Origin of the sequence: Croceifilum oryzae (genome assembly GCF_030814315.1) — a bacterium.
Classification (GTDB): Bacteria; Bacillota; Bacilli; order Thermoactinomycetales; family Thermoactinomycetaceae; genus Baia; species Baia oryzae.
Map to the genome: position 1 here is coordinate 184,519 of NZ_JAUSUV010000008.1, position 16,344 is coordinate 200,862.

Genomic DNA, 16,344 nt, shown 5'->3' on the forward strand with positions numbered 1-16,344 from the left:
CCTTCAATTAAGGAAATAATAGATAAGTACAAATGCAATAAAGAACATTTAAAACGTAATATTTACGATTTACAATCTTTCATTCTATCCTATATAATGATGTTACTTTATATGACGCACATTTTTGGAGGGGAAATTGGTATGAGAAAACAGTATCTTTACGGAATAATCGCTTCTTGTGTTTTTTTAACTTCTGTATTAGGTTGTTCGTCAAAAGAATCGAAAGATAGTGTGAATCAGAATGGTTCAGTATCGATTGTGACGACATTATATCCATTAGAAGACTTTGCTAAAAAAATTGGTGGGAGTCATGTTCAAGTGACCAATATCATTCCAGCGGGAACAGAATCCCATGATTTTGAGCCATCTGCCAAAGATTTAGCGAAGTTAAGTAAAGCCAATATCTTTGTATATCATGGATCGGGATTTGAGTCATGGACGGAGAAGGCAGCATCTAATCTAGATAAGAATAAGACGAAAATCGTGAATGCATCAGATGGCCTGGCATCGGGAGAGGTGTCAAAAGGGAGCGAAACCAAAGGAGAACATGACCACGGTCACGATCATGAAGGGATGGATCCGCATGTGTGGCTAGATCCTACTCTGGCTAAGAAAGAAGCTCGTAAAATTTATGATGCGATTGTATCAGCTGACCCAACTCATAAAGAGGAATACACGAAAAATTTCGCTGAGCTTGAGAAACAATTTGATCAGTTGGACGGGGAGTTTCAAACGATGGCAAAGCAAGCAACAAAGAAGGAATTTGTTACTTCGCATGCCGCATTTAGCTATTTAGCTCATCGATATGGTTTGGAGCAGATTTCGATATCTGGGCTTTCCCCTGAGGATGAACCAAACCCGAAAGAGCTAAAAGAGATTATCGATGAAGTGAAGGAACATCAGGTGAAGTATATTTTCTTTGAAACATTGGTTAGTGGGAAGATGGCGGATGTAGTGAAGAATGAAGTGAAAGCAGAAGCGCTTATCTTAAATCCGCTTGAGGGATTAACAGCTGAAGAGATTAAGAGCAAGCAAGATTATTTTAGTGTGATGCGAAAGAATAAAGAAAATCTAGCGAAAGCATTAGGTGCGATGTAACATGAGTACTCCTATACTAAAGGTGAGCCATCTCCATTTTTCCTATGGGAACCAAAAAGTGCTTGATGATGTCTCCCTATCTCTTGAACAAGGGGAATTTCTAGGGATTGTGGGACCGAATGGCTCTGGGAAGTCCACTTTGATGAAAATGATACTTGGACTGATGCCATCACAGCACGGGGAAATCGATCTCTTTGGGTCTTCGATTGCTCATTTTAAGGAACGTTCAAGAATCGGTTATGTCTCACAAAAGGCAAATAGCTTTAATCTAGGGTTTCCAGCTACAGTTCGAGAGGTTGTAGCGTCTGGACTGGCTGGAAAGCTTGGGCTATTTCGAAGATATAAAAAATCAGATTGGCAACGTGTGGATGAAGTGATTGAGCAAGTGGAGCTATCTCATTTTGCTAATCGCAATATAGGCAAGCTATCAGGTGGACAGCAACAAAGGGCTTTTATTGCGAGGGCTTTAGTGGGGAGTCCCGATCTTTTGATATTAGATGAGCCTACGGTTGGAGTGGATGCGAAGTCAACCACGCAATTTTATGAATTAGTGCGGTTTCTTCATCAAAATCAAGGGTTGTCCGTCATCATGGTAACGCATGATATTGGTGTTATTTCTTCCTATGTGGATCGAGTGGCTTGTCTGAATAAGAGACTCTTTTTCCATGGAGAAGCGGCTGAGTTTCAGCGACGGCAAAAAGAAATTCTTTCAGCGGCGTATGATTATGATATTCAGCTAGTAGAGCATCATCATCACTAGAGTGGGAAGGAGGGAAGCGGTTTGATTCAGGATTTTTTGCAAAATGACTATTTGCAACATGCACTTTACGCAGGGCTTCTGATTGGTTTAATCTCTCCGCTGATTGGAGTGTATTTGGTTGTGCGAAGGCTCTCACTAATTGCAGATGCGTTATCTCACGTTACATTAGCAGGAGTTGCTGCAGGTTTATTTATTCAGAAGAAGTTAAATCTATTTACGGAGATCAATCCAATTTACATGGGGATGGGTTTTTCTGTGATGGGTTCTCTATTCGTAGATCGATTGAGGCGGATGTATCAATCCTACTCCGAGATTGCGATCCCCATTATTATGTCCGGAGGTGTTGGATTAGGAGTTGTGCTGATTAGCGCATCTGGTGGGTTTAATGTAAATATCTCAGGATATTTATTTGGGAGTATCTTGGCGGTTCGAACAGAAGATTTGGAGACGACGTTAATCGTAACATCAATCACACTATTAGTACTTATTTTATTCCGGAAGGAATTATTTGCTTTGTCATTTGATGAAGAAAATGCTGTTTTAACAGGTGTAAATCGCTCGATCGTCCATTTCTTTTTCATTTTGGTGGTTGCGCTTGTGATTGCTTCTTCCATTCAAGTAGTTGGGATTTTATTAGTATCTTCATTAATTACGATACCTGTAGCGACTGCCTTACAACATACGAATAGCTTTCGACAAACATTAATTGCTTCCATTTTATATGGTGAATTATCTGTTATTTTAGGACTAGCAGCTGCCTATCACTTTGAGCTAGCTTCGGGTGGAGCTATTGTGTTAGTTTCTATCATGATTTTGTTATGTGTGTTTTTAATCAAAAAGGTTGTTTATCTGACCGCACGACTACAAAAAAATAGGCAACGTATCAATTCGTGATAGGGGCGGTTGTAGATGGATTTACAAGGGGCACTCGATCTACTGAAGAGAAACGGTTATAAATATACGGGTAAGCGTAAAAGGTTAGTTGAAGTTTTTTACCGCGAGAGTCGTTATCTTAGTGCGAAAGAGGTTTTGGATTATATGCAGGAAGATTATCCAGGCCTCAGCTTTGATACGATTTATCGCAACCTAGCTTTATTTGAAGATATCGGCATAGTGGAAACAACTGAGTGGCAAGGGGAAAGGCGTTACCGCTTTTGTTGCGGAGGGGATGAGCATCACCATCATCTCATATGTACGTTTTGTGGGAAGACGCGGACGATCCATGTTTGTCCGATGAATGCTATTTTAGGAAAGCCTGAAGACTTTGATATAACAGGGCATAAATTTGAAATCTATGGAACGTGCTCATCGTGTAAAACAGATGTAGCCGTATCTGAAATGTAAGAAAAAGACTTAGGAATGATTCTAGGTCTTTTTTTATTTTTAAAGGAAAATGCGATTAAGAAATGAATTATTTAAATAAGATTTGAATCCTTGTTCAGGAGGAACCTATGGAGCACATAGCTAAATTCGCAATTCAAGAGGCAGAGAAGCTAGGAGTCGAATATATGGATGTTCGTGTTTCCCAATTCATCAAAGAGGAAATCGAAATCCATAATGGAGAATTAGAGAAGCTTCTTTATCATGAGGATCAAGGGATTGGGATTCGGGTTTTGGTAGAGGGAGGATGGGGATTTGTTAGTACCCCGAAACATTGTGAGCAAGAGGTTCAAAAATGTATCGTTCAGGCAATCGAGCTAGCGAAAGCAAGTGGAGCCGTTCGCCAAGAAAAGTTGGTATTAAGTCCCGTTGAAAAAGCAGTTGCAGAATATCGTACATCCTTAAAAAGGGATCCATTTGACGTTCCCTTAGCAGAGAAGATGGAGTTGTTAGAGCAGGCTAATGCGGCCTTACGGATACAGCCGGAGGTGACGGTTGCCAAATCGATGATGTATATGCATCGGGAAGAAAAGCTCTTTTTAAATAGTGTGGGCTCTCATATTTATCAGGAGACAACGGTTGTGGGTGCAGGAATCCAAGCGATTGCTTCGGATGGGAAAGATGTACAGGTCCGATCTTATCCAAATACGTTTCAAGGTAACTTTCAACAAGCGGGCTATGAATATATAGAGGGTTTGGGATTAGTAGAAGAGGCAGAGCGGGTGGCGCAGGAGGCGGCCCAACTATTACAAGCGGATGATTGTCCGGAGGGTGTGCAAACTCTAATCCTGCATGGCTCCCAGCTTGCGCTTCAGATTCATGAATCTTGTGGACATGCTGTCGAATTGGATCGTGCTCTAGGTGAGGAATCCGGCTTTGTAGGAGAGAGTTTTCTCACATCTGATTGCTTAGGCAACTTTCAGTATGGTTCGGAAATAGTTCATTTAACAGCAGATGCCACTACGGAAGGTGGAGTGGGCACCTATTTATATGATGATGAGGGAATCTCAGCACAACGGACTCCTCTTGTGGCGGATGGGGAGTTTGTTGGTTATCTAAGTGGCAGGGATACGGCTCCTCGCATTCAGAAAGAAAGTTCAGGGGCGATGAGAGCAGTTGGATGGCAGAACGTGCCAATCGTACGAATGACCAATGTTCATTTAGAGCCTGGTGATTTTACGGTCGAGGAGATCATTTCCACCACAGAGTCTGGGATTTACATGGAAGGGATAAAAAGCTGGAGTATCGATGATATTCGATATAATTTCCAATTCGGTTGTGAAATTGCTTGGGAGATTAAAGATGGAAAACGGATACGAATGCTAAAGAATCCTTTCTACACTTCGAATAGCCCTGAATTTTGGTCTCATTGTGATGCGATCGCCCATGATGATTGGCAACTATGGGGCGTTCCAAACTGTGGAAAAGGCGAGCCTTATCAAACCATTTTTGTGAGTCACGGTGCATCGACTGCTAGATTTCGTCAGGTACAGATTGGAGTGAGCTAAAGATGAAAATTCAGGAGCATACGATTGCGAAAGCTTTTTTACAAGCTTGCGACTTTGTGATTAATACAGGGCAAGGGTTAGCAGATCACATTGCCTGTTTTTTATTGGGAGACCAACATACCTTAACCCGATACGCCAACAATCAAATCATCCAAAATGTGCGCAAGCAAGATCATACGATGATTGTAAAGGTGATCTTATCTGGACGGATCGGGATGGCATCTTGTAATCAATTAGATGAGCAAACTTTGTATCGCACCGTAAAACAAGCAGTAGAGTTGGCTAAGTTTGCACCGATTCACCCTGCAGTGGCTGGATTTCCTGAGCAGGAAATCATCCCTCAAGTGAATGGTTGTGATGAAGCAACGGAGCAAGTAACAGCAACTGAAATGGCTCGTATGGTGGAAGTAATCATATCAAAATCAGCGTCTAATCATCTGCGAGCTGCGGGAGCCGTGCAGGTTCAAGTGATGGATCAAGCGGTGGCCAATAGTTCGGGAGTAAGAGTGTACGGAAGACGGACGAAGGCTGAGGTTCATGCGGTTGTGCTAGGGAAAACCGGATCTGGATATGCATCGGATACGAAAAGGTCCTTTTATGATCTACAAGCAGAAGAAGTGGCACGAGTAGCGATTGAGAAGTGCCAATTAAGCGAAGGTGCAATCGAGTTACCTGCTGGTGACTACCCTGTTATATTGGAGCAGAAGGCAACGGCAGAGTTACTATCCTATTTAGGTGTGCTTGCTTTCAACCCTGTTACATATCACCAAGGGAATGGCTTCCTATCAAATCGAATGGGCTACCGTGTATTAAGTGAACAACTCTCCATTAGTGAGGATCCATTGGGAAAAGAAGGATTACCTGATGGTTTTGATTGGGATGGGCTACCAAAGCAAAAGGTTTCGTTGATTCAAGATGGGGTCGCAACAGGCATGGTTTACGATGATGCGACTGGCAAGAAGTACGGGTGTAAATCAACAGGAAATGCGAGGTATCCTTTGAGTCCATCCTATGTGGAGATCTGTCCTTCTCATCTTCACATGGAAGCAGGGAAAACGTCTCGTGCTGATATGATTGCGCAAATGGATAGAGGAATCCTCATTACCCGTTTTCACTATGTGGGTGTCCTTCACTCAAAGGAGATCTTACTTACAGGTATGACACGCGGTGGGACTTTTTACATTGAAAATGGTAAAATTGTGTCACCCGTTAAGAACCTGCGTTTTACAGAGAAGATTTCAAGTGCTTTTAATCAGGTGATAGCTGTGGGAGATGAATCGAAGTTGCATAGTTGGCCGGGCTCGATGAGTACGGTGAAAGCGCCTGATTTGATGTTGTCGACGTTTCATTTTAATGGTGCGGCGAGTCATTAAAAGTAGGGGTGTGGGGGAGTCTGATTCCCCCATTAGCATGTTGTATGACATCGAGAGGAAAATGATATGGAAGAGTTTTATATGAAGATGGCGATTGAAGAGGCAAGGAAGGCAGAGAAGATTGACGAAGTTCCTATCGGGGCGGTTGTGGTGTTTCAAGGAAAAGTTGTCGGGCGTGGTTATAATCTACGAGAAAAGGATCAAGACCCTACTGCTCATGCGGAGATGATCGCAATTCAAGAGGCAGCGAAGCGACTCGGTAGCTGGCGTTTGATTGATTGTGACCTATACGTTACGTTAGAGCCTTGTCCGATGTGTGCGGGGGCCATCATACAATCGAGAGTGAGGAGGGTCGTTTTTGGAACCCTCGATCCGAAAGCAGGTTGTGCGGGATCGCTGATGAATCTACTTCAGGATGCGCGCTTTAATCATCAGACGGAGATTCTATCAGGCGTGCTACAACAAGAATGTAGTGATCTACTCACTCAATTTTTTCGGGGGATTCGTGAAAAGAGAAAAGAAGCCAAGAAAAAACGAGTGCTAGATCAATCCAAGGCTTGACAAGGAAAATAGATACACATAGAATTATAAGTTGTAAAGATTTTTACTTTGGAGAGGTGTCCGAGAGGCCGAAGGAGGCAGACTCGAAATCTGTTGTACGTCTTCCGGCGTACCGTGGGTTCAAATCCCACCCTCTCTGCCATATCAAGGGTTTCGGAAGTTCTAGCACTTTACCTAAGATGATAGAGATAGGGGATTGCAAACGAATTGCAAACCTTTAGTTAGATAAAGTGCATAGTTGAACTAGTTCCCGAATAGGAAGTCGTCCAATTTTTTGGCGGCTTCTTTTTGCATGTTAGGAGTTACATGGGAGTAGGTATCCATAGTGATAGAGATGGTCGAATGCCCTAATCGCTCTGAAACGATCTTCGGATGCTCTCCTTGGTGTAACAATAACGTTGCATGTGAGTGGCGTAGGTCGTGAAATCGGACATGTGGAATATCTAACTTTTTAACTAATCTACCGAACTCTCTGGATACATAATCAATGTTAACAGGACTTCCATCTTTGTTAGCCATAACGAGATCATGATTTTGATAATAAACGCCTAACTCTTGTTTATGTTGAGCTTGTTTTTCCAGTTGAACCTTCAGCATTTCTATTACAGCATTGGAGACTGCAATGGATCGACGACTCCCATGTGTTTTTGTGGCTTTCCTAATGACAAGCCCTTTTCCCTTTAAACGCTGAATGGTTTGCCTTATAGCAAAGGTTTGATTAGAAAAGTCAACATCGCACCATCTTAAAGCAAATATTTCTCCTCTTCGCATCCCCGTGGTTATAGCTAGGAAAACGGATTCATAGAAATATTTCCCCTTGGCTCCTTCAAGGAGTGTATATATATCCTCCTTTGTTAACACATTAAACTCTTTCTTCTCTGATCGTGGGGGAGTAGCTGATTTCGCTGGATTGACCTTGAGTACTTGTAGTTTAACTGCAAACTCAAGGGCTTGATGTATTAAGCGATGGTGAGCTAGTACAGATCGTGCTGAAAGTCCCCCTGTCCCGTCTTTACGTCCTTTTGTCAGTTTTTTAAAGTAATAGTTTTGAAAATGCATGGGCTTCAAGTTATCCATAGTAATGTTACCAAGTTCAGGACTCACATGCTCCATAGCAATAAATTGGTATTCTTCAAATGTTCTCGGTGCACAGTTTGTTTGAGCATAATTTGTTAGCCAAGTAGAAAGAAATTCTTTGAAAGAAATTTTAGATGGCTCAACATATAGTCCTTGATTGAACTCATGAATTTTTGCAATCATTGCTACTTCTGCTTCTTTTTCTCCTTCGTATCCAGAAAACCATTTTTGCTGACGTTTTCCAGTTTCGGGATCTCGACCAATATCAATTACAAAACAATACTTGTTTCCGCGTCTGCGTACATGACCCCTCATTGATAATTTCCTCCTTATATGGCTGTTTGATCTTTCAATGGGGGATACTTCGAACGAATCTTACCCGTTGTCTCATCTTTCTCAATCCCCATCAGCTTCCATGCAATCTTCCTTCTGCACTGACCCTCGCACTTTATATCCTCCCGACCATTATTCGACTTTCTGCCATTTCGTATAGCCTTTCTTTGGTTCGATGTGGATCCATTCTCAAAGCAAGTTTAACGGCTGAATCAACATCATCTGAAGTAAAACCGATTATGTCTCTGATCTCTTCGTTTGTTTCATATTCATAGATCATGTCAATAGCATGATGATATAGGGCGGTTTGGATAATGAGAAGCTCTTTCCTTGATACGTCTTTGATTTCATGAGCCGCCTTGCAATCTGAACAGATATAGCCCCTCATCTCATCGGTTTTCCATCTACCTAATCCATGTTCACAATGAATACAGCCTTGGAACAAACCCGTGTCATATTCTTTCATCATTAGTTGTTTCCTCCTTATATGGCTGTTTGGTCTTTCAATGGTGGATACTTCGAACGCATCTCACCCGTTGTCTCGTCTTTCTCAATCCCCATCAGCTTCCATGCAATCTTCCTTCTTTGCTTCCACAGCTCATCATCCCGTTCTTGCTTCACCTCCTTATACTGGTCAATCATCATGAAATCTTTCTCTGTTAGGCGTGAAACGGCTTTCTTCACAAAATCTAGTAAGAACTCTTCGGATTCTGCTTCCACAATGGTTGCTAAGGTAGGGGCTACCTGACGATCCAACCATTCAAGTCTCGTTTCAACTGTTCGTTCCTTCGGAAGCTCGGTCAGCTTGATCTTTTCCGCATCCCCAATGAACTGCTCCCACTTCTTCCAAGTCTTCCAGCGGCTTTTATTGCTGTCAGTTCCCTGAACCGTGAAACGTACATAGTGATTCAAGACTCCCGTTGCCACTTCTCCTACCTTCATTCCATTGACTAGCAACCAAGCCACCTTGGTAGCCCGTTCATCCTTCAATTCGAGTTCGGTACGATTCCAAAACTCAATGCCCTCTAGTTCTGACTCTTTGTCATTTCCAAGTGCTTCCTTGAGCTTGTCATAGAACCTGACCTTGAGAAGGGAAGAGGTAGAGCCTATATACAGCGTTTGACCGCGTCTATAGCCATCCTTGAGCCGGATCTTTTCATAGTTGGTGGCTTCCTTGAATTTAGATTGAACCTCTCCCTTCTTGATCTTCTTTTCAATCTCAGGAATGAGAAAGTACCCTCTGAAGTCATCAATGGCAAGATCGATTCTTGTGATGTTCGAATTCAAATCAAGCACCATTGCGAAAAGCTGAACCCAGCTTCTTTTTCCATGTCCCTCATACTCACGGCAACCTTGACCACCCATTTCTAAACAAATCCCCATGTTTTCGTTTCCTTCGTAATAGACTGCGATATTTCCGAGTCTTAGTGACTTGCGATAGCCATACATTCCAGAATCCATTTTAAAAAAGTCATCCATTTTCAAGTCCAAAATGCCTACAACTAAATCTTCCAAACCGATATTTTGAAAACTGGCACGAAACCAGTCTATAAGCGCTCTTAAGCCCTGTTCCGATGTATTTTGTGCCCCCGTGTTACAGGACGGGGGCGAAATGCTTTTTGTTAGCATTTTGCTTCCTCCTTTATCGCTTTTAAAATCGGATAAATCTGTTGCGGAACAACTGCATTCCCTAACGAAATTAATCTACTTTTGTCCAATCTTGAGAAAAGCCCATCATCCATTCCACGAATTGGGGGTTTATTTTCTTGCCAATATCTTCGGGATACCTTTCCCCCAGACTTCCCGGTAGTGTTTTCCCATGACTTCCTTTCGCTTCTGATGGGATTAAAGGCCGGATTGGTTTGTGATTTTGACTGGCTGTTGGAGTGGCCAACAATAAAGATCCTTTTTCTTTCATGTGGTGCGCCGAATATAGCAGCTGGTAATAGGAACGTCCAAGCGGTGTAACCTTCACTTTCCAAGTCGCTGATAACGGCATCAAGTCCGTTTGTAATATGTCCTGACACATTTTCACCAAGTACCCATCTGGGTTGGATTTCTCTAATGACTCTAAACATCTCTGGCCATAGGTGACGTGAATCGTTTTCTCCTTCTCGTTTTCCTGCCAAAGAGAAGGGCTGACAAGGGAACCCTCCTGCCACAAGGTCAATTGTTCTGTAATCATCAATTACACCATCCATTTCGAGTTGTTCTTTTGTAATGGTTCGAACATCATCATAAATCGGGATATCTGGAAAGTTCTTTGCAAGTACTTTTTGACAGAATGGTTCGATCTCACAAAAAGCAGCTGTTTCCATCTCTGCCCAATGAGCTGCTAAAGCGATTCCACCAATACCACTAAAAAGGTCTAATACTCTCATCATGGATTCTCCTTGTAATCAGAATGTGATAGACCACGTCGATCCTGTCCGTCCGAAAACTCCATTGGTCTACTAGTTCCTTCACGTTTTTGGCTTGGCAATGGGAGGTGGGATGCGGTTATGAATGCTTTGACCAGTCTACATGCTAGTTGGTAGCTGCATGCAGATCCCATATGGGCTTGGCATGTCGGGAAAAGCACCCGACATCTAAGAACTCCCGTTGCTGTCGCTCTTCAATCGTTTTCTATCTGAATCTGAAGAGAAACCTACCTAACCAACACCCACCTACTATGAGGATTAGAAAAGACAGCCATCCTACTGTGTAAAGTGCTATGCAAGAGAGGAAGGCGATCCATAATGACTTCCACGCTTTTTTGGATATGGTGAAATCTACTGTATAGATGTTAAGTGCCTTTTGAATCATCTGGACTACCGTTACCCATAGAAGGACTAGGCAGAGGGTAAAAACGATGATAACGAGGTGAACGGATATTTTGGTACAAGTTTCTGCAAACCATCTAAGGTGGTCGCCTAGATCAAGGATATGAGTGTCACTCGTCCATTCCCATTTGTACTGGTATTCAGCATTTGTGGATTCTGGATAGAGATTCGTGATGAATGCCTTTGGTACTTCAATCAAGATTAGTAGGGGAAGTATGGACGCTAAGACCGTTAATCCTAGCGTCTTCGGGTTGTTCCTTACTTTCAGCCATGTATAAAACATGTGTAGGGTTAAGATGAGGTAGATTGCCCAACTAGCAAATGAGAGAGCTATATAAAGGAAGGGAGTCATGATATAAACACGCCTTTGAGGGACTTAATTGCATATCGGATGGTGTCCCCTAACAAGTCAGCTACGCTTGGGCTGACCTTCTTCCCCACGCTAATCCAGTCGTATATTCCTGCGATAATCACCACACAGAGGAGGAATTTACCCCATAGAATCAACGTTTCCTTAAATGATCGTTTTCCAAAGTCTTTCACGATTTGATAGGCAAGGAGAACTCCCAAGAATAGAGCGACTATGATAAATGCATTGGAGAAAAACGTTTGAATGGCTGCCATGTGGTTACCCTCCTCTGATTCGGTTAATGATTTGTTCTGCGATCGCTTTTATTACTAGGGATGATAGACCAACGACAGCTCCAATACCTAAACACTTCAACGTTAGTATTACTGATTCAAGCGGATGCATCTTCTATTTCTACCACCTCTCTGGGCTTCCCATATACGTCAATGGTCATGGTTCTTTTATTGGTGCTCTGTGTCCATTCGCCCGCTTCCTCTTTAAACTTCTCCCAGTTCACTACACCTTTTTGGCTATGGATGAATAGTTTCAGTTTGATCTCCCGTTCAAAGTTGTTAATGATGACTTGTGCATGATCGAGAGGGATGGTAGAACAAAGGTCTTCGTCTTGTGACTCGTATTCAAACGTTTTATGTCCGATCTGTTCCTCATTGTAGGAGACGAGGATGGTTCTTAGGTGCGGTTTCTCTTGGCATTCCTTCATGACCACGTCGTATACATATCGCTTGCCATACTCGTTTAAGCTTTCTTGTTGCCACCTGACCGATCCATCATCGGTGAGCTTCCTCCACAGCGATTTGACGAATTTCAATTTGTCTCTCATGTCTCATCTCTCCTAATCGATTAAGATATCTCTTTGCTTATTTGCCTTCGGTTTGCTTACAATCTCCATTTCTTCCAAACGCTCCATGATCGTAGAGGCTCTGACAAAACCAATTCGTAGCTCTCTCTCTAATAGGCGTATCGATATCTTTCTTTTGTTCTTTACTATCTCAATGGCGGCATCGGTCAAGATATCGATATCTCGTTGCTTTTCTTCGCTTTCCGCTTGCTTCAAACGTAAGAACGTATCTAACTTTTGGTTGATGCCTTCCAGAAGTAATAGCGTGCTTTCATTGGAGCTTCCTTTTAAAAACCTCACGTTTATCACTCCTTTAAGTGCTGCTGTTGCTGTTAGTGACACTCATTAGGGGGGTCTAGGGTATCTTTTGAGTCTCCAACATGGATAGAAGAGGGGAGGGGACTAACTGAGTCTCCCTCATTTTGTGTTTGTGTACTTAGGTACAAAATCGATCTTTGAATCAAAACCAAAATGAATACGGGCTATATCTCTACCAAAGAACCGGATGTCTTTTTCGATCACAATCTCTTCATAACCATTCACAACCCGATTCACATATATCTCCATAAGCTCTTTCGCACCATCACCGAGAATTTTAACTTCTTCTCCATTCTTCAGTACAAACACGAACATATATCGATGATCTATCCCTCTCAAAGGTTGATTGAAGTTAACTGCCATGTTATGATCTCCTTTTCAAATTTTCAGTTTTAAGAGTCTGCAATAAGCACAATGTTCATTGATAATAGGCTTTTCGATCTGATAAAATGGTTACAGTAGTATTTTTCCTAGCTTGTTGACTCGCTCTTGCACAGCGGGTCTTTTCTGTTTTCAAGGTACTTTCTAGTTGAACGAATAGGGATAGGAGGGATAATCGACTTCGAGTGGATAGTTGATGGCTATTGTCGATGTGACAAAATCGATCTACGAGTAGGAATCGCACGGCTTTCATCCTCCTTCCTATAGAAAATATGGATACTGCTTACGCTCTTCCATTAGCTGATCTCGCTCGATTCTCAATTTGTTGATCTTCCTATGGGCTTCTTGTACCTGCTTCAGTGTAGCTCCTCTTGCAACGGCTCTTTTCGCAATTTCGAGATGCTCCTGTGAAATGCGTAAAAGTCTTTTGTCAATCTGTTCCGCTCTGCTCATCTTGCGTTCCTCCTCTTTGCTCTGTCTCTAGCATGGTTCGTATCCTCAACAGAAATTTCTTATCCATATTCAGTGCAAAGACTGCAAACTTTTCAGATGGATGATTCTTGGTAACTACATCTTTCAAATAGTCTAGTGATGACAAGCGTTTGTTTATTGCAAATAATATGTCTTCCATACTAATCACTCCATTTCATTTACTGGGCTTGCTGGTCTAGCCATTGTTCAAGTTTTCGTTTTGGAATAAGCTTTCTGTGTCCGATATCGACAACGGGGAAGTCTGGGCGATTAAGAAGGTCGTAGAGTTTCGAACGACTGATACCGAGTATCTTGGCGGTTTGCTCTACGCTATAGGTGAGTCTTTCATCCTGTGGTGGCGTATTTTCCATTCTTAGAGTTAGACTGAGTACCTTTTCATTAAGATCTGCTACTGTTTGGAGCAACTGGAACACGCTTTCTGGTGTGCTCATTTGATATCCCTCGCTTTTAATTGAAGTAGAATCCTAAACAGTGTTATACTGATGGGTGATGAATTATCTTTAATTTCTGTAATGTCCAATCACTATAACACGAACTATTTGTTCTTATAACACTATAATACACGAACATACAGTTCGTGTCAAAGAGTTTTTTGGAGTGATTTCTCAATGTCAAATATTGGATCAAGAGTTAAGAAACTGCGTGAAAAACATTCTCTTACCCAAAAAAAATTAGCTGAAATACTTGGCTATAAAACAGACAGAGCTGTTCAATATATCGAACAAGGGAAACGTAATCCAGACTTTGAAGGGTTAATGACATTAGCAAATTACTTTAATGTATCATTAGACTACCTTGTAGGACGCTCTGACAATCCATCACCACCCAGCGTTGAAATGGAAAATCAAACTGAATTAGATCGACTGCATAGTTTAATAGGGAAACTAAGCACCAAACAATTACACTCAATGAATCTCTTTATTGAATCATTTTTAGAATAAAACAAATTATCTGCCTGAATCCGTCATACAACCCGTCAGTTATCCTTCACTTGTAGAGGGTTAGAAACAACATTCTATATGCGAATACAACTAAAGGAGTGGCAAAGGTGAAAAATACCTTGCTACGCACAGCAAGACGCATGAAAGGATGGACTCAGCAACAACTAGCAGATTTCGCTGAAGTTTCTCTTTCAACCGTTGAGCGGGCAGAGCGTGGAGAGTCCATTAGGATTGATAGTATACAGAGGGTATGTCAATGTTTGCAGAAAGCCCCAGAGCAATTGGGCTTATTGAACAAACAGGCTTTTTTGGATAAGTCAAATGAAAGTATCCACATTCAAAGCAATGTGGATAGTGATTATCTATCAATTCTGGAAAACGAGATGTCAATTCGTTGGTCTTTATATCATACAGGTGGAACCAGTCTTGTCCATCGTGAGCTTGATAAATGGATGCGACATGTTTCTAAAACCTCGAGCTTATTGCAGGGTGATGATTTATATGAACGTTCGTTATCCATTCTTTCAATGGGATATCAACTTCAAGGCTCTGTATTAAGGGATATGACAGAGTACACAAATGCACATAGAGTACACAGGAAAGCATCATTAATAGCGGAAAGGCTGTTTAATCCAGAGTTAATGGCATCAGCATTGGTTAGAGAAGGTATTACATTAAATCAAGAAGAGAGACCGTTGGATGCAATTTTATGTTTTAAAAAAGCCCTTGAAACAATTAGAAACCTTGGATATACAAAATTAGAGGGATATATCTATCAAGCTCTTTCGGAAGCTCAAGCAAAAATAGGTCAAGAGAAAGAAAGCTGGCAAAGCCTCTTTCTTGCAGAAAAAAGTACGGAAATGCAATCTCTCACATCTGAAACCAATCTGACCCGGTTTAACTCATCTTCCCTAGCAGCGCAACGAGGAGTAAATGCAGTTCATTTAGGTGACTATAAACAAGCTATTGATCAGATTGATAAGAGTCTTGCGAAATATAATCCAACATTTATCAGAGGAAGGGCAAGATTGCTTATTCAAAAAGCGGAGTCTTATAATGGCTTGGGAATGCTTGATATTTGTGTTCAAAATGCACAAGAAGCCTTTATACTTGCTAGTTCTGTAGGTTCACACAAAATCATTGGCAAGGTTAAGGATTTATATGGGGATTTAATACAATCTAAATGGAAAAAGGAACAATATATTGCTGATCTCGGCAATATAATTTCGGAGGATTTAGAATGAAAACTTTATTTTTCATTGTAGGTTTAGTTATAATAACGACCATACTTTGGGTGATTTTATATATAAAAGGAAAGCGCTTTGCTTTAAGGAATCAGTTACAAAAGTCTGATGCAATTGTCGTTTTGGCAGGTACACGGGGCAATATAGAATTTCTAAACAGCAAGATATATACCGCTGTACAGTTGTATCGAAAGGGATGGGCACCATACATTATTTGTAGCGGAAAATTTAGCGCAAAAGTTGATTCACATTACCCTAATCTAATTCCACTAGAAGAAATACAAGAGGCAGTAACTAACGGTAGGATTCAAGAAAAAGATGTGGGGGTAGCCTCTACAAAATGGGATGCCAGTTTAGGCTCTGAATATATGCGTCATAAAGCTTTGAATATGGGGATTCCCGCAGAACACATACTTATTGAGAATAAATCACTACATACACGTGAAAATGCGGAATATGTATTAGAGGTGTTAAAGGAAAATAATTTATCCCGTATTATTCTCGTTACATCTGCATTTCATCAACTACGTACATTTCTTACTTTTTCAAAGGTGTTCCAACCTCATGGGATAGAGATTATTAATTACTACGCTGATGAAGGTGAATGGCACCCAAATACATGGTTTTTTTCTAAACGGAATCGAAAACTAGTTAATAGTGAAACACAGAGAATAAGACTATATAGAGCAAAGGGCGACCTATAAAAAAGACACGAGTGCAAACAAAATGCAAACGTGTCTTACATATGAAAAGAAACCTCTGTACCAATAATCCTTCATTTTCAAGTAGTTTTCAAACGTATCATACGGTAGAATACAATTAAAACGACTTAATTCACATCTCGAAAT

Annotated in this window: 23 protein-coding genes and 1 tRNA gene; 11 read left to right on the plus strand and 13 right to left on the minus strand. The window is 41.4% G+C overall.

The features are described 5' to 3' along the window. Positions 1-141: 141 nt before the first annotated feature. The 8 genes from J2Z48_RS10620 to J2Z48_RS10655 all read left to right on the plus strand — a co-directional run bounded on the left by J2Z48_RS10620 (position 142) and on the right by J2Z48_RS10655 (position 6,822). A complete protein-coding gene (locus tag J2Z48_RS10620) occupies positions 142-1,098 on the plus strand; it encodes a metal ABC transporter substrate-binding protein (protein ID WP_307253333.1) in 957 nt (318 codons plus the stop codon). Position 1,099: 1 nt separating this feature from the next. Next, positions 1,100-1,858 (plus strand): metal ABC transporter ATP-binding protein, encoded by a 759-nt coding sequence (locus tag J2Z48_RS10625; protein WP_307253334.1) that lies wholly within the window; start codon positions 1,100-1,102, stop codon positions 1,856-1,858. Positions 1,859-1,879: 21 nt separating this feature from the next. Continuing rightward, positions 1,880-2,752, plus strand: coding sequence for a metal ABC transporter permease (locus J2Z48_RS10630; protein ID WP_307253336.1), 873 nt, complete (start codon positions 1,880-1,882; stop codon positions 2,750-2,752). A gap of 15 nt (positions 2,753-2,767) precedes the next feature. Further along, a complete protein-coding gene (locus J2Z48_RS10635; RefSeq protein ID WP_307253338.1) occupies positions 2,768-3,202 on the plus strand; it encodes a Fur family transcriptional regulator in 435 nt (144 codons plus the stop codon). Between the two features lie 107 nt (positions 3,203-3,309). Next, positions 3,310-4,746 carry a TldD/PmbA family protein gene (locus J2Z48_RS10640; RefSeq protein WP_307253340.1) on the plus strand — a complete coding sequence of 479 codons (1,437 nt, stop codon included), beginning with the start codon at positions 3,310-3,312 and terminating at the stop codon, positions 4,744-4,746. A gap of 2 nt (positions 4,747-4,748) precedes the next feature. Next, positions 4,749-6,119 (plus strand): TldD/PmbA family protein, encoded by a 1,371-nt coding sequence (locus tag J2Z48_RS10645; RefSeq protein ID WP_307253343.1) that lies wholly within the window; start codon positions 4,749-4,751, stop codon positions 6,117-6,119. A gap of 66 nt (positions 6,120-6,185) precedes the next feature. Beyond that, positions 6,186-6,680 (plus strand): tRNA adenosine(34) deaminase TadA, encoded by a 495-nt coding sequence (gene tadA, locus J2Z48_RS10650; RefSeq protein ID WP_307253345.1) that lies wholly within the window; start codon positions 6,186-6,188, stop codon positions 6,678-6,680. Positions 6,681-6,730: 50 nt separating this feature from the next. Then, a tRNA-Ser gene (locus tag J2Z48_RS10655) sits at positions 6,731-6,822 on the plus strand. Positions 6,823-6,923: 101 nt separating this feature from the next. Here J2Z48_RS10655 and J2Z48_RS10660 read toward each other — a convergent pair. From J2Z48_RS10660 to J2Z48_RS10720, 13 genes are all read right to left on the minus strand, one after another. Continuing rightward, on the minus strand, positions 6,924-8,072 hold the full coding sequence (locus J2Z48_RS10660) for a site-specific integrase (RefSeq protein WP_307253346.1): 1,149 nt from the start codon (positions 8,070-8,072) through the stop codon (positions 6,924-6,926). 133 nt (positions 8,073-8,205) lie between these two features. Beyond that, positions 8,206-8,559: a hypothetical protein gene (locus J2Z48_RS10665; protein ID WP_307253348.1), complete on the minus strand. Its 354-nt coding sequence runs from the start codon at positions 8,557-8,559 to the stop codon at positions 8,206-8,208. 14 nt (positions 8,560-8,573) lie between these two features. After that, positions 8,574-9,719 carry a replication initiation factor domain-containing protein gene (locus tag J2Z48_RS10670; protein WP_307253350.1) on the minus strand — a complete coding sequence of 382 codons (1,146 nt, stop codon included), beginning with the start codon at positions 9,717-9,719 and terminating at the stop codon, positions 8,574-8,576. Further along, entirely contained in the window at positions 9,713-10,471 is a 759-nt protein-coding gene (locus J2Z48_RS10675; RefSeq protein ID WP_307253388.1) for a DNA cytosine methyltransferase, read from the minus strand. Before J2Z48_RS10675 ends, J2Z48_RS10670 begins: the two co-directional genes overlap by 7 nt. 244 nt (positions 10,472-10,715) lie before the next feature. Beyond that, on the minus strand, positions 10,716-11,264 hold the full coding sequence (locus J2Z48_RS10680; RefSeq protein ID WP_307253352.1) for a hypothetical protein: 549 nt from the start codon (positions 11,262-11,264) through the stop codon (positions 10,716-10,718). After that, complete coding sequence (locus J2Z48_RS10685; RefSeq protein WP_307253353.1) at positions 11,261-11,536, minus strand: hypothetical protein; 276 nt, start codon at positions 11,534-11,536, stop codon at positions 11,261-11,263. Before J2Z48_RS10685 ends, J2Z48_RS10680 begins: the two co-directional genes overlap by 4 nt. A gap of 116 nt (positions 11,537-11,652) precedes the next feature. Continuing rightward, complete coding sequence (locus J2Z48_RS10690; protein WP_307253354.1) at positions 11,653-12,102, minus strand: hypothetical protein; 450 nt, start codon at positions 12,100-12,102, stop codon at positions 11,653-11,655. Positions 12,103-12,114: 12 nt separating this feature from the next. Beyond that, positions 12,115-12,420 (minus strand): DNA translocase FtsK, encoded by a 306-nt coding sequence (locus J2Z48_RS10695; RefSeq protein ID WP_307253355.1) that lies wholly within the window; start codon positions 12,418-12,420, stop codon positions 12,115-12,117. A 117-nt stretch (positions 12,421-12,537) separates the two neighbouring features. Beyond that, the gene (locus J2Z48_RS10700; RefSeq protein WP_307253356.1) at positions 12,538-12,801 is read right to left on the minus strand and encodes a hypothetical protein; all 264 of its coding nucleotides are present in this window, start codon (positions 12,799-12,801) and stop codon (positions 12,538-12,540) included. Between the two features lie 55 nt (positions 12,802-12,856). Then, entirely contained in the window at positions 12,857-13,072 is a 216-nt protein-coding gene (locus J2Z48_RS10705; protein ID WP_307253357.1) for a hypothetical protein, read from the minus strand. An 8-nt stretch (positions 13,073-13,080) separates the two neighbouring features. After that, positions 13,081-13,272, minus strand: coding sequence for a hypothetical protein (locus tag J2Z48_RS10710; protein ID WP_307253358.1), 192 nt, complete (start codon positions 13,270-13,272; stop codon positions 13,081-13,083). Continuing rightward, a complete protein-coding gene (locus J2Z48_RS10715; RefSeq protein WP_307253359.1) occupies positions 13,250-13,450 on the minus strand; it encodes a hypothetical protein in 201 nt (66 codons plus the stop codon). Before J2Z48_RS10715 ends, J2Z48_RS10710 begins: the two co-directional genes overlap by 23 nt. Positions 13,451-13,469: 19 nt before the next feature. Continuing rightward, complete coding sequence (locus J2Z48_RS10720; RefSeq protein WP_307253360.1) at positions 13,470-13,742, minus strand: helix-turn-helix domain-containing protein; 273 nt, start codon at positions 13,740-13,742, stop codon at positions 13,470-13,472. A 177-nt stretch (positions 13,743-13,919) separates the two neighbouring features. Between J2Z48_RS10720 and J2Z48_RS10725 the strand changes: the two genes are divergently transcribed. From J2Z48_RS10725 to J2Z48_RS10735, 3 genes are all read left to right on the plus strand, one after another. Next, entirely contained in the window at positions 13,920-14,252 is a 333-nt protein-coding gene (locus tag J2Z48_RS10725) for a helix-turn-helix domain-containing protein (protein ID WP_307253362.1), read from the plus strand. Positions 14,253-14,359: 107 nt separating this feature from the next. Continuing rightward, entirely contained in the window at positions 14,360-15,496 is a 1,137-nt protein-coding gene (locus J2Z48_RS10730) for a helix-turn-helix domain-containing protein (protein WP_307253365.1), read from the plus strand. Beyond that, entirely contained in the window at positions 15,493-16,200 is a 708-nt protein-coding gene (locus J2Z48_RS10735; protein WP_307253367.1) for a YdcF family protein, read from the plus strand. The genes J2Z48_RS10730 and J2Z48_RS10735 overlap by 4 nt, the downstream gene beginning before the upstream one ends. Positions 16,201-16,344: the final 144 nt, after the last annotated feature.

Excerpts from the sequence above, each read along its gene's own strand:
- J2Z48_RS10700 (WP_307253356.1), bottom strand. The coding sequence starts at position 12,801 with ATGGCAGTTAACTTCAATCAACCTTTGAGAGGGATAGATCATCGATAT.
- J2Z48_RS10690 (WP_307253354.1), bottom strand. The coding sequence starts at position 12,102 with ATGAGAGACAAATTGAAATTCGTCAAATCGCTGTGGAGGAAGCTCACC.
- J2Z48_RS10710 (WP_307253358.1), bottom strand. The coding sequence starts at position 13,272 with ATGAGCAGAGCGGAACAGATTGACAAAAGACTTTTACGCATTTCACAG.
- J2Z48_RS10640 (WP_307253340.1), top strand. The coding sequence starts at position 3,310 with ATGGAGCACATAGCTAAATTCGCAATTCAAGAGGCAGAGAAGCTAGGA.
- J2Z48_RS10635 (WP_307253338.1), top strand. The coding sequence starts at position 2,768 with ATGGATTTACAAGGGGCACTCGATCTACTGAAGAGAAACGGTTATAAA.
- J2Z48_RS10645 (WP_307253343.1), top strand. The coding sequence starts at position 4,749 with ATGAAAATTCAGGAGCATACGATTGCGAAAGCTTTTTTACAAGCTTGC.
- J2Z48_RS10625 (WP_307253334.1), top strand. The coding sequence starts at position 1,100 with ATGAGTACTCCTATACTAAAGGTGAGCCATCTCCATTTTTCCTATGGG.
- J2Z48_RS10685 (WP_307253353.1), bottom strand. The coding sequence starts at position 11,536 with ATGGCAGCCATTCAAACGTTTTTCTCCAATGCATTTATCATAGTCGCT.
- J2Z48_RS10675 (WP_307253388.1), bottom strand. The coding sequence starts at position 10,471 with ATGAGAGTATTAGACCTTTTTAGTGGTATTGGTGGAATCGCTTTAGCA.
- J2Z48_RS10715 (WP_307253359.1), bottom strand. The coding sequence starts at position 13,450 with ATGGAAGACATATTATTTGCAATAAACAAACGCTTGTCATCACTAGAC.
- J2Z48_RS10725 (WP_307253362.1), top strand. The coding sequence starts at position 13,920 with ATGTCAAATATTGGATCAAGAGTTAAGAAACTGCGTGAAAAACATTCT.
- J2Z48_RS10620 (WP_307253333.1), top strand. The coding sequence starts at position 142 with ATGAGAAAACAGTATCTTTACGGAATAATCGCTTCTTGTGTTTTTTTA.
- J2Z48_RS10680 (WP_307253352.1), bottom strand. The coding sequence starts at position 11,264 with ATGACTCCCTTCCTTTATATAGCTCTCTCATTTGCTAGTTGGGCAATC.
- J2Z48_RS10720 (WP_307253360.1), bottom strand. The coding sequence starts at position 13,742 with ATGAGCACACCAGAAAGCGTGTTCCAGTTGCTCCAAACAGTAGCAGAT.
- J2Z48_RS10660 (WP_307253346.1), bottom strand. The coding sequence starts at position 8,072 with ATGAGGGGTCATGTACGCAGACGCGGAAACAAGTATTGTTTTGTAATT.
- J2Z48_RS10705 (WP_307253357.1), bottom strand. The coding sequence starts at position 13,072 with ATGAAAGCCGTGCGATTCCTACTCGTAGATCGATTTTGTCACATCGAC.
- J2Z48_RS10665 (WP_307253348.1), bottom strand. The coding sequence starts at position 8,559 with ATGATGAAAGAATATGACACGGGTTTGTTCCAAGGCTGTATTCATTGT.
- J2Z48_RS10670 (WP_307253350.1), bottom strand. The coding sequence starts at position 9,719 with ATGCTAACAAAAAGCATTTCGCCCCCGTCCTGTAACACGGGGGCACAA.
- tadA (WP_307253345.1), top strand. The coding sequence starts at position 6,186 with ATGGAAGAGTTTTATATGAAGATGGCGATTGAAGAGGCAAGGAAGGCA.
- J2Z48_RS10735 (WP_307253367.1), top strand. The coding sequence starts at position 15,493 with ATGAAAACTTTATTTTTCATTGTAGGTTTAGTTATAATAACGACCATA.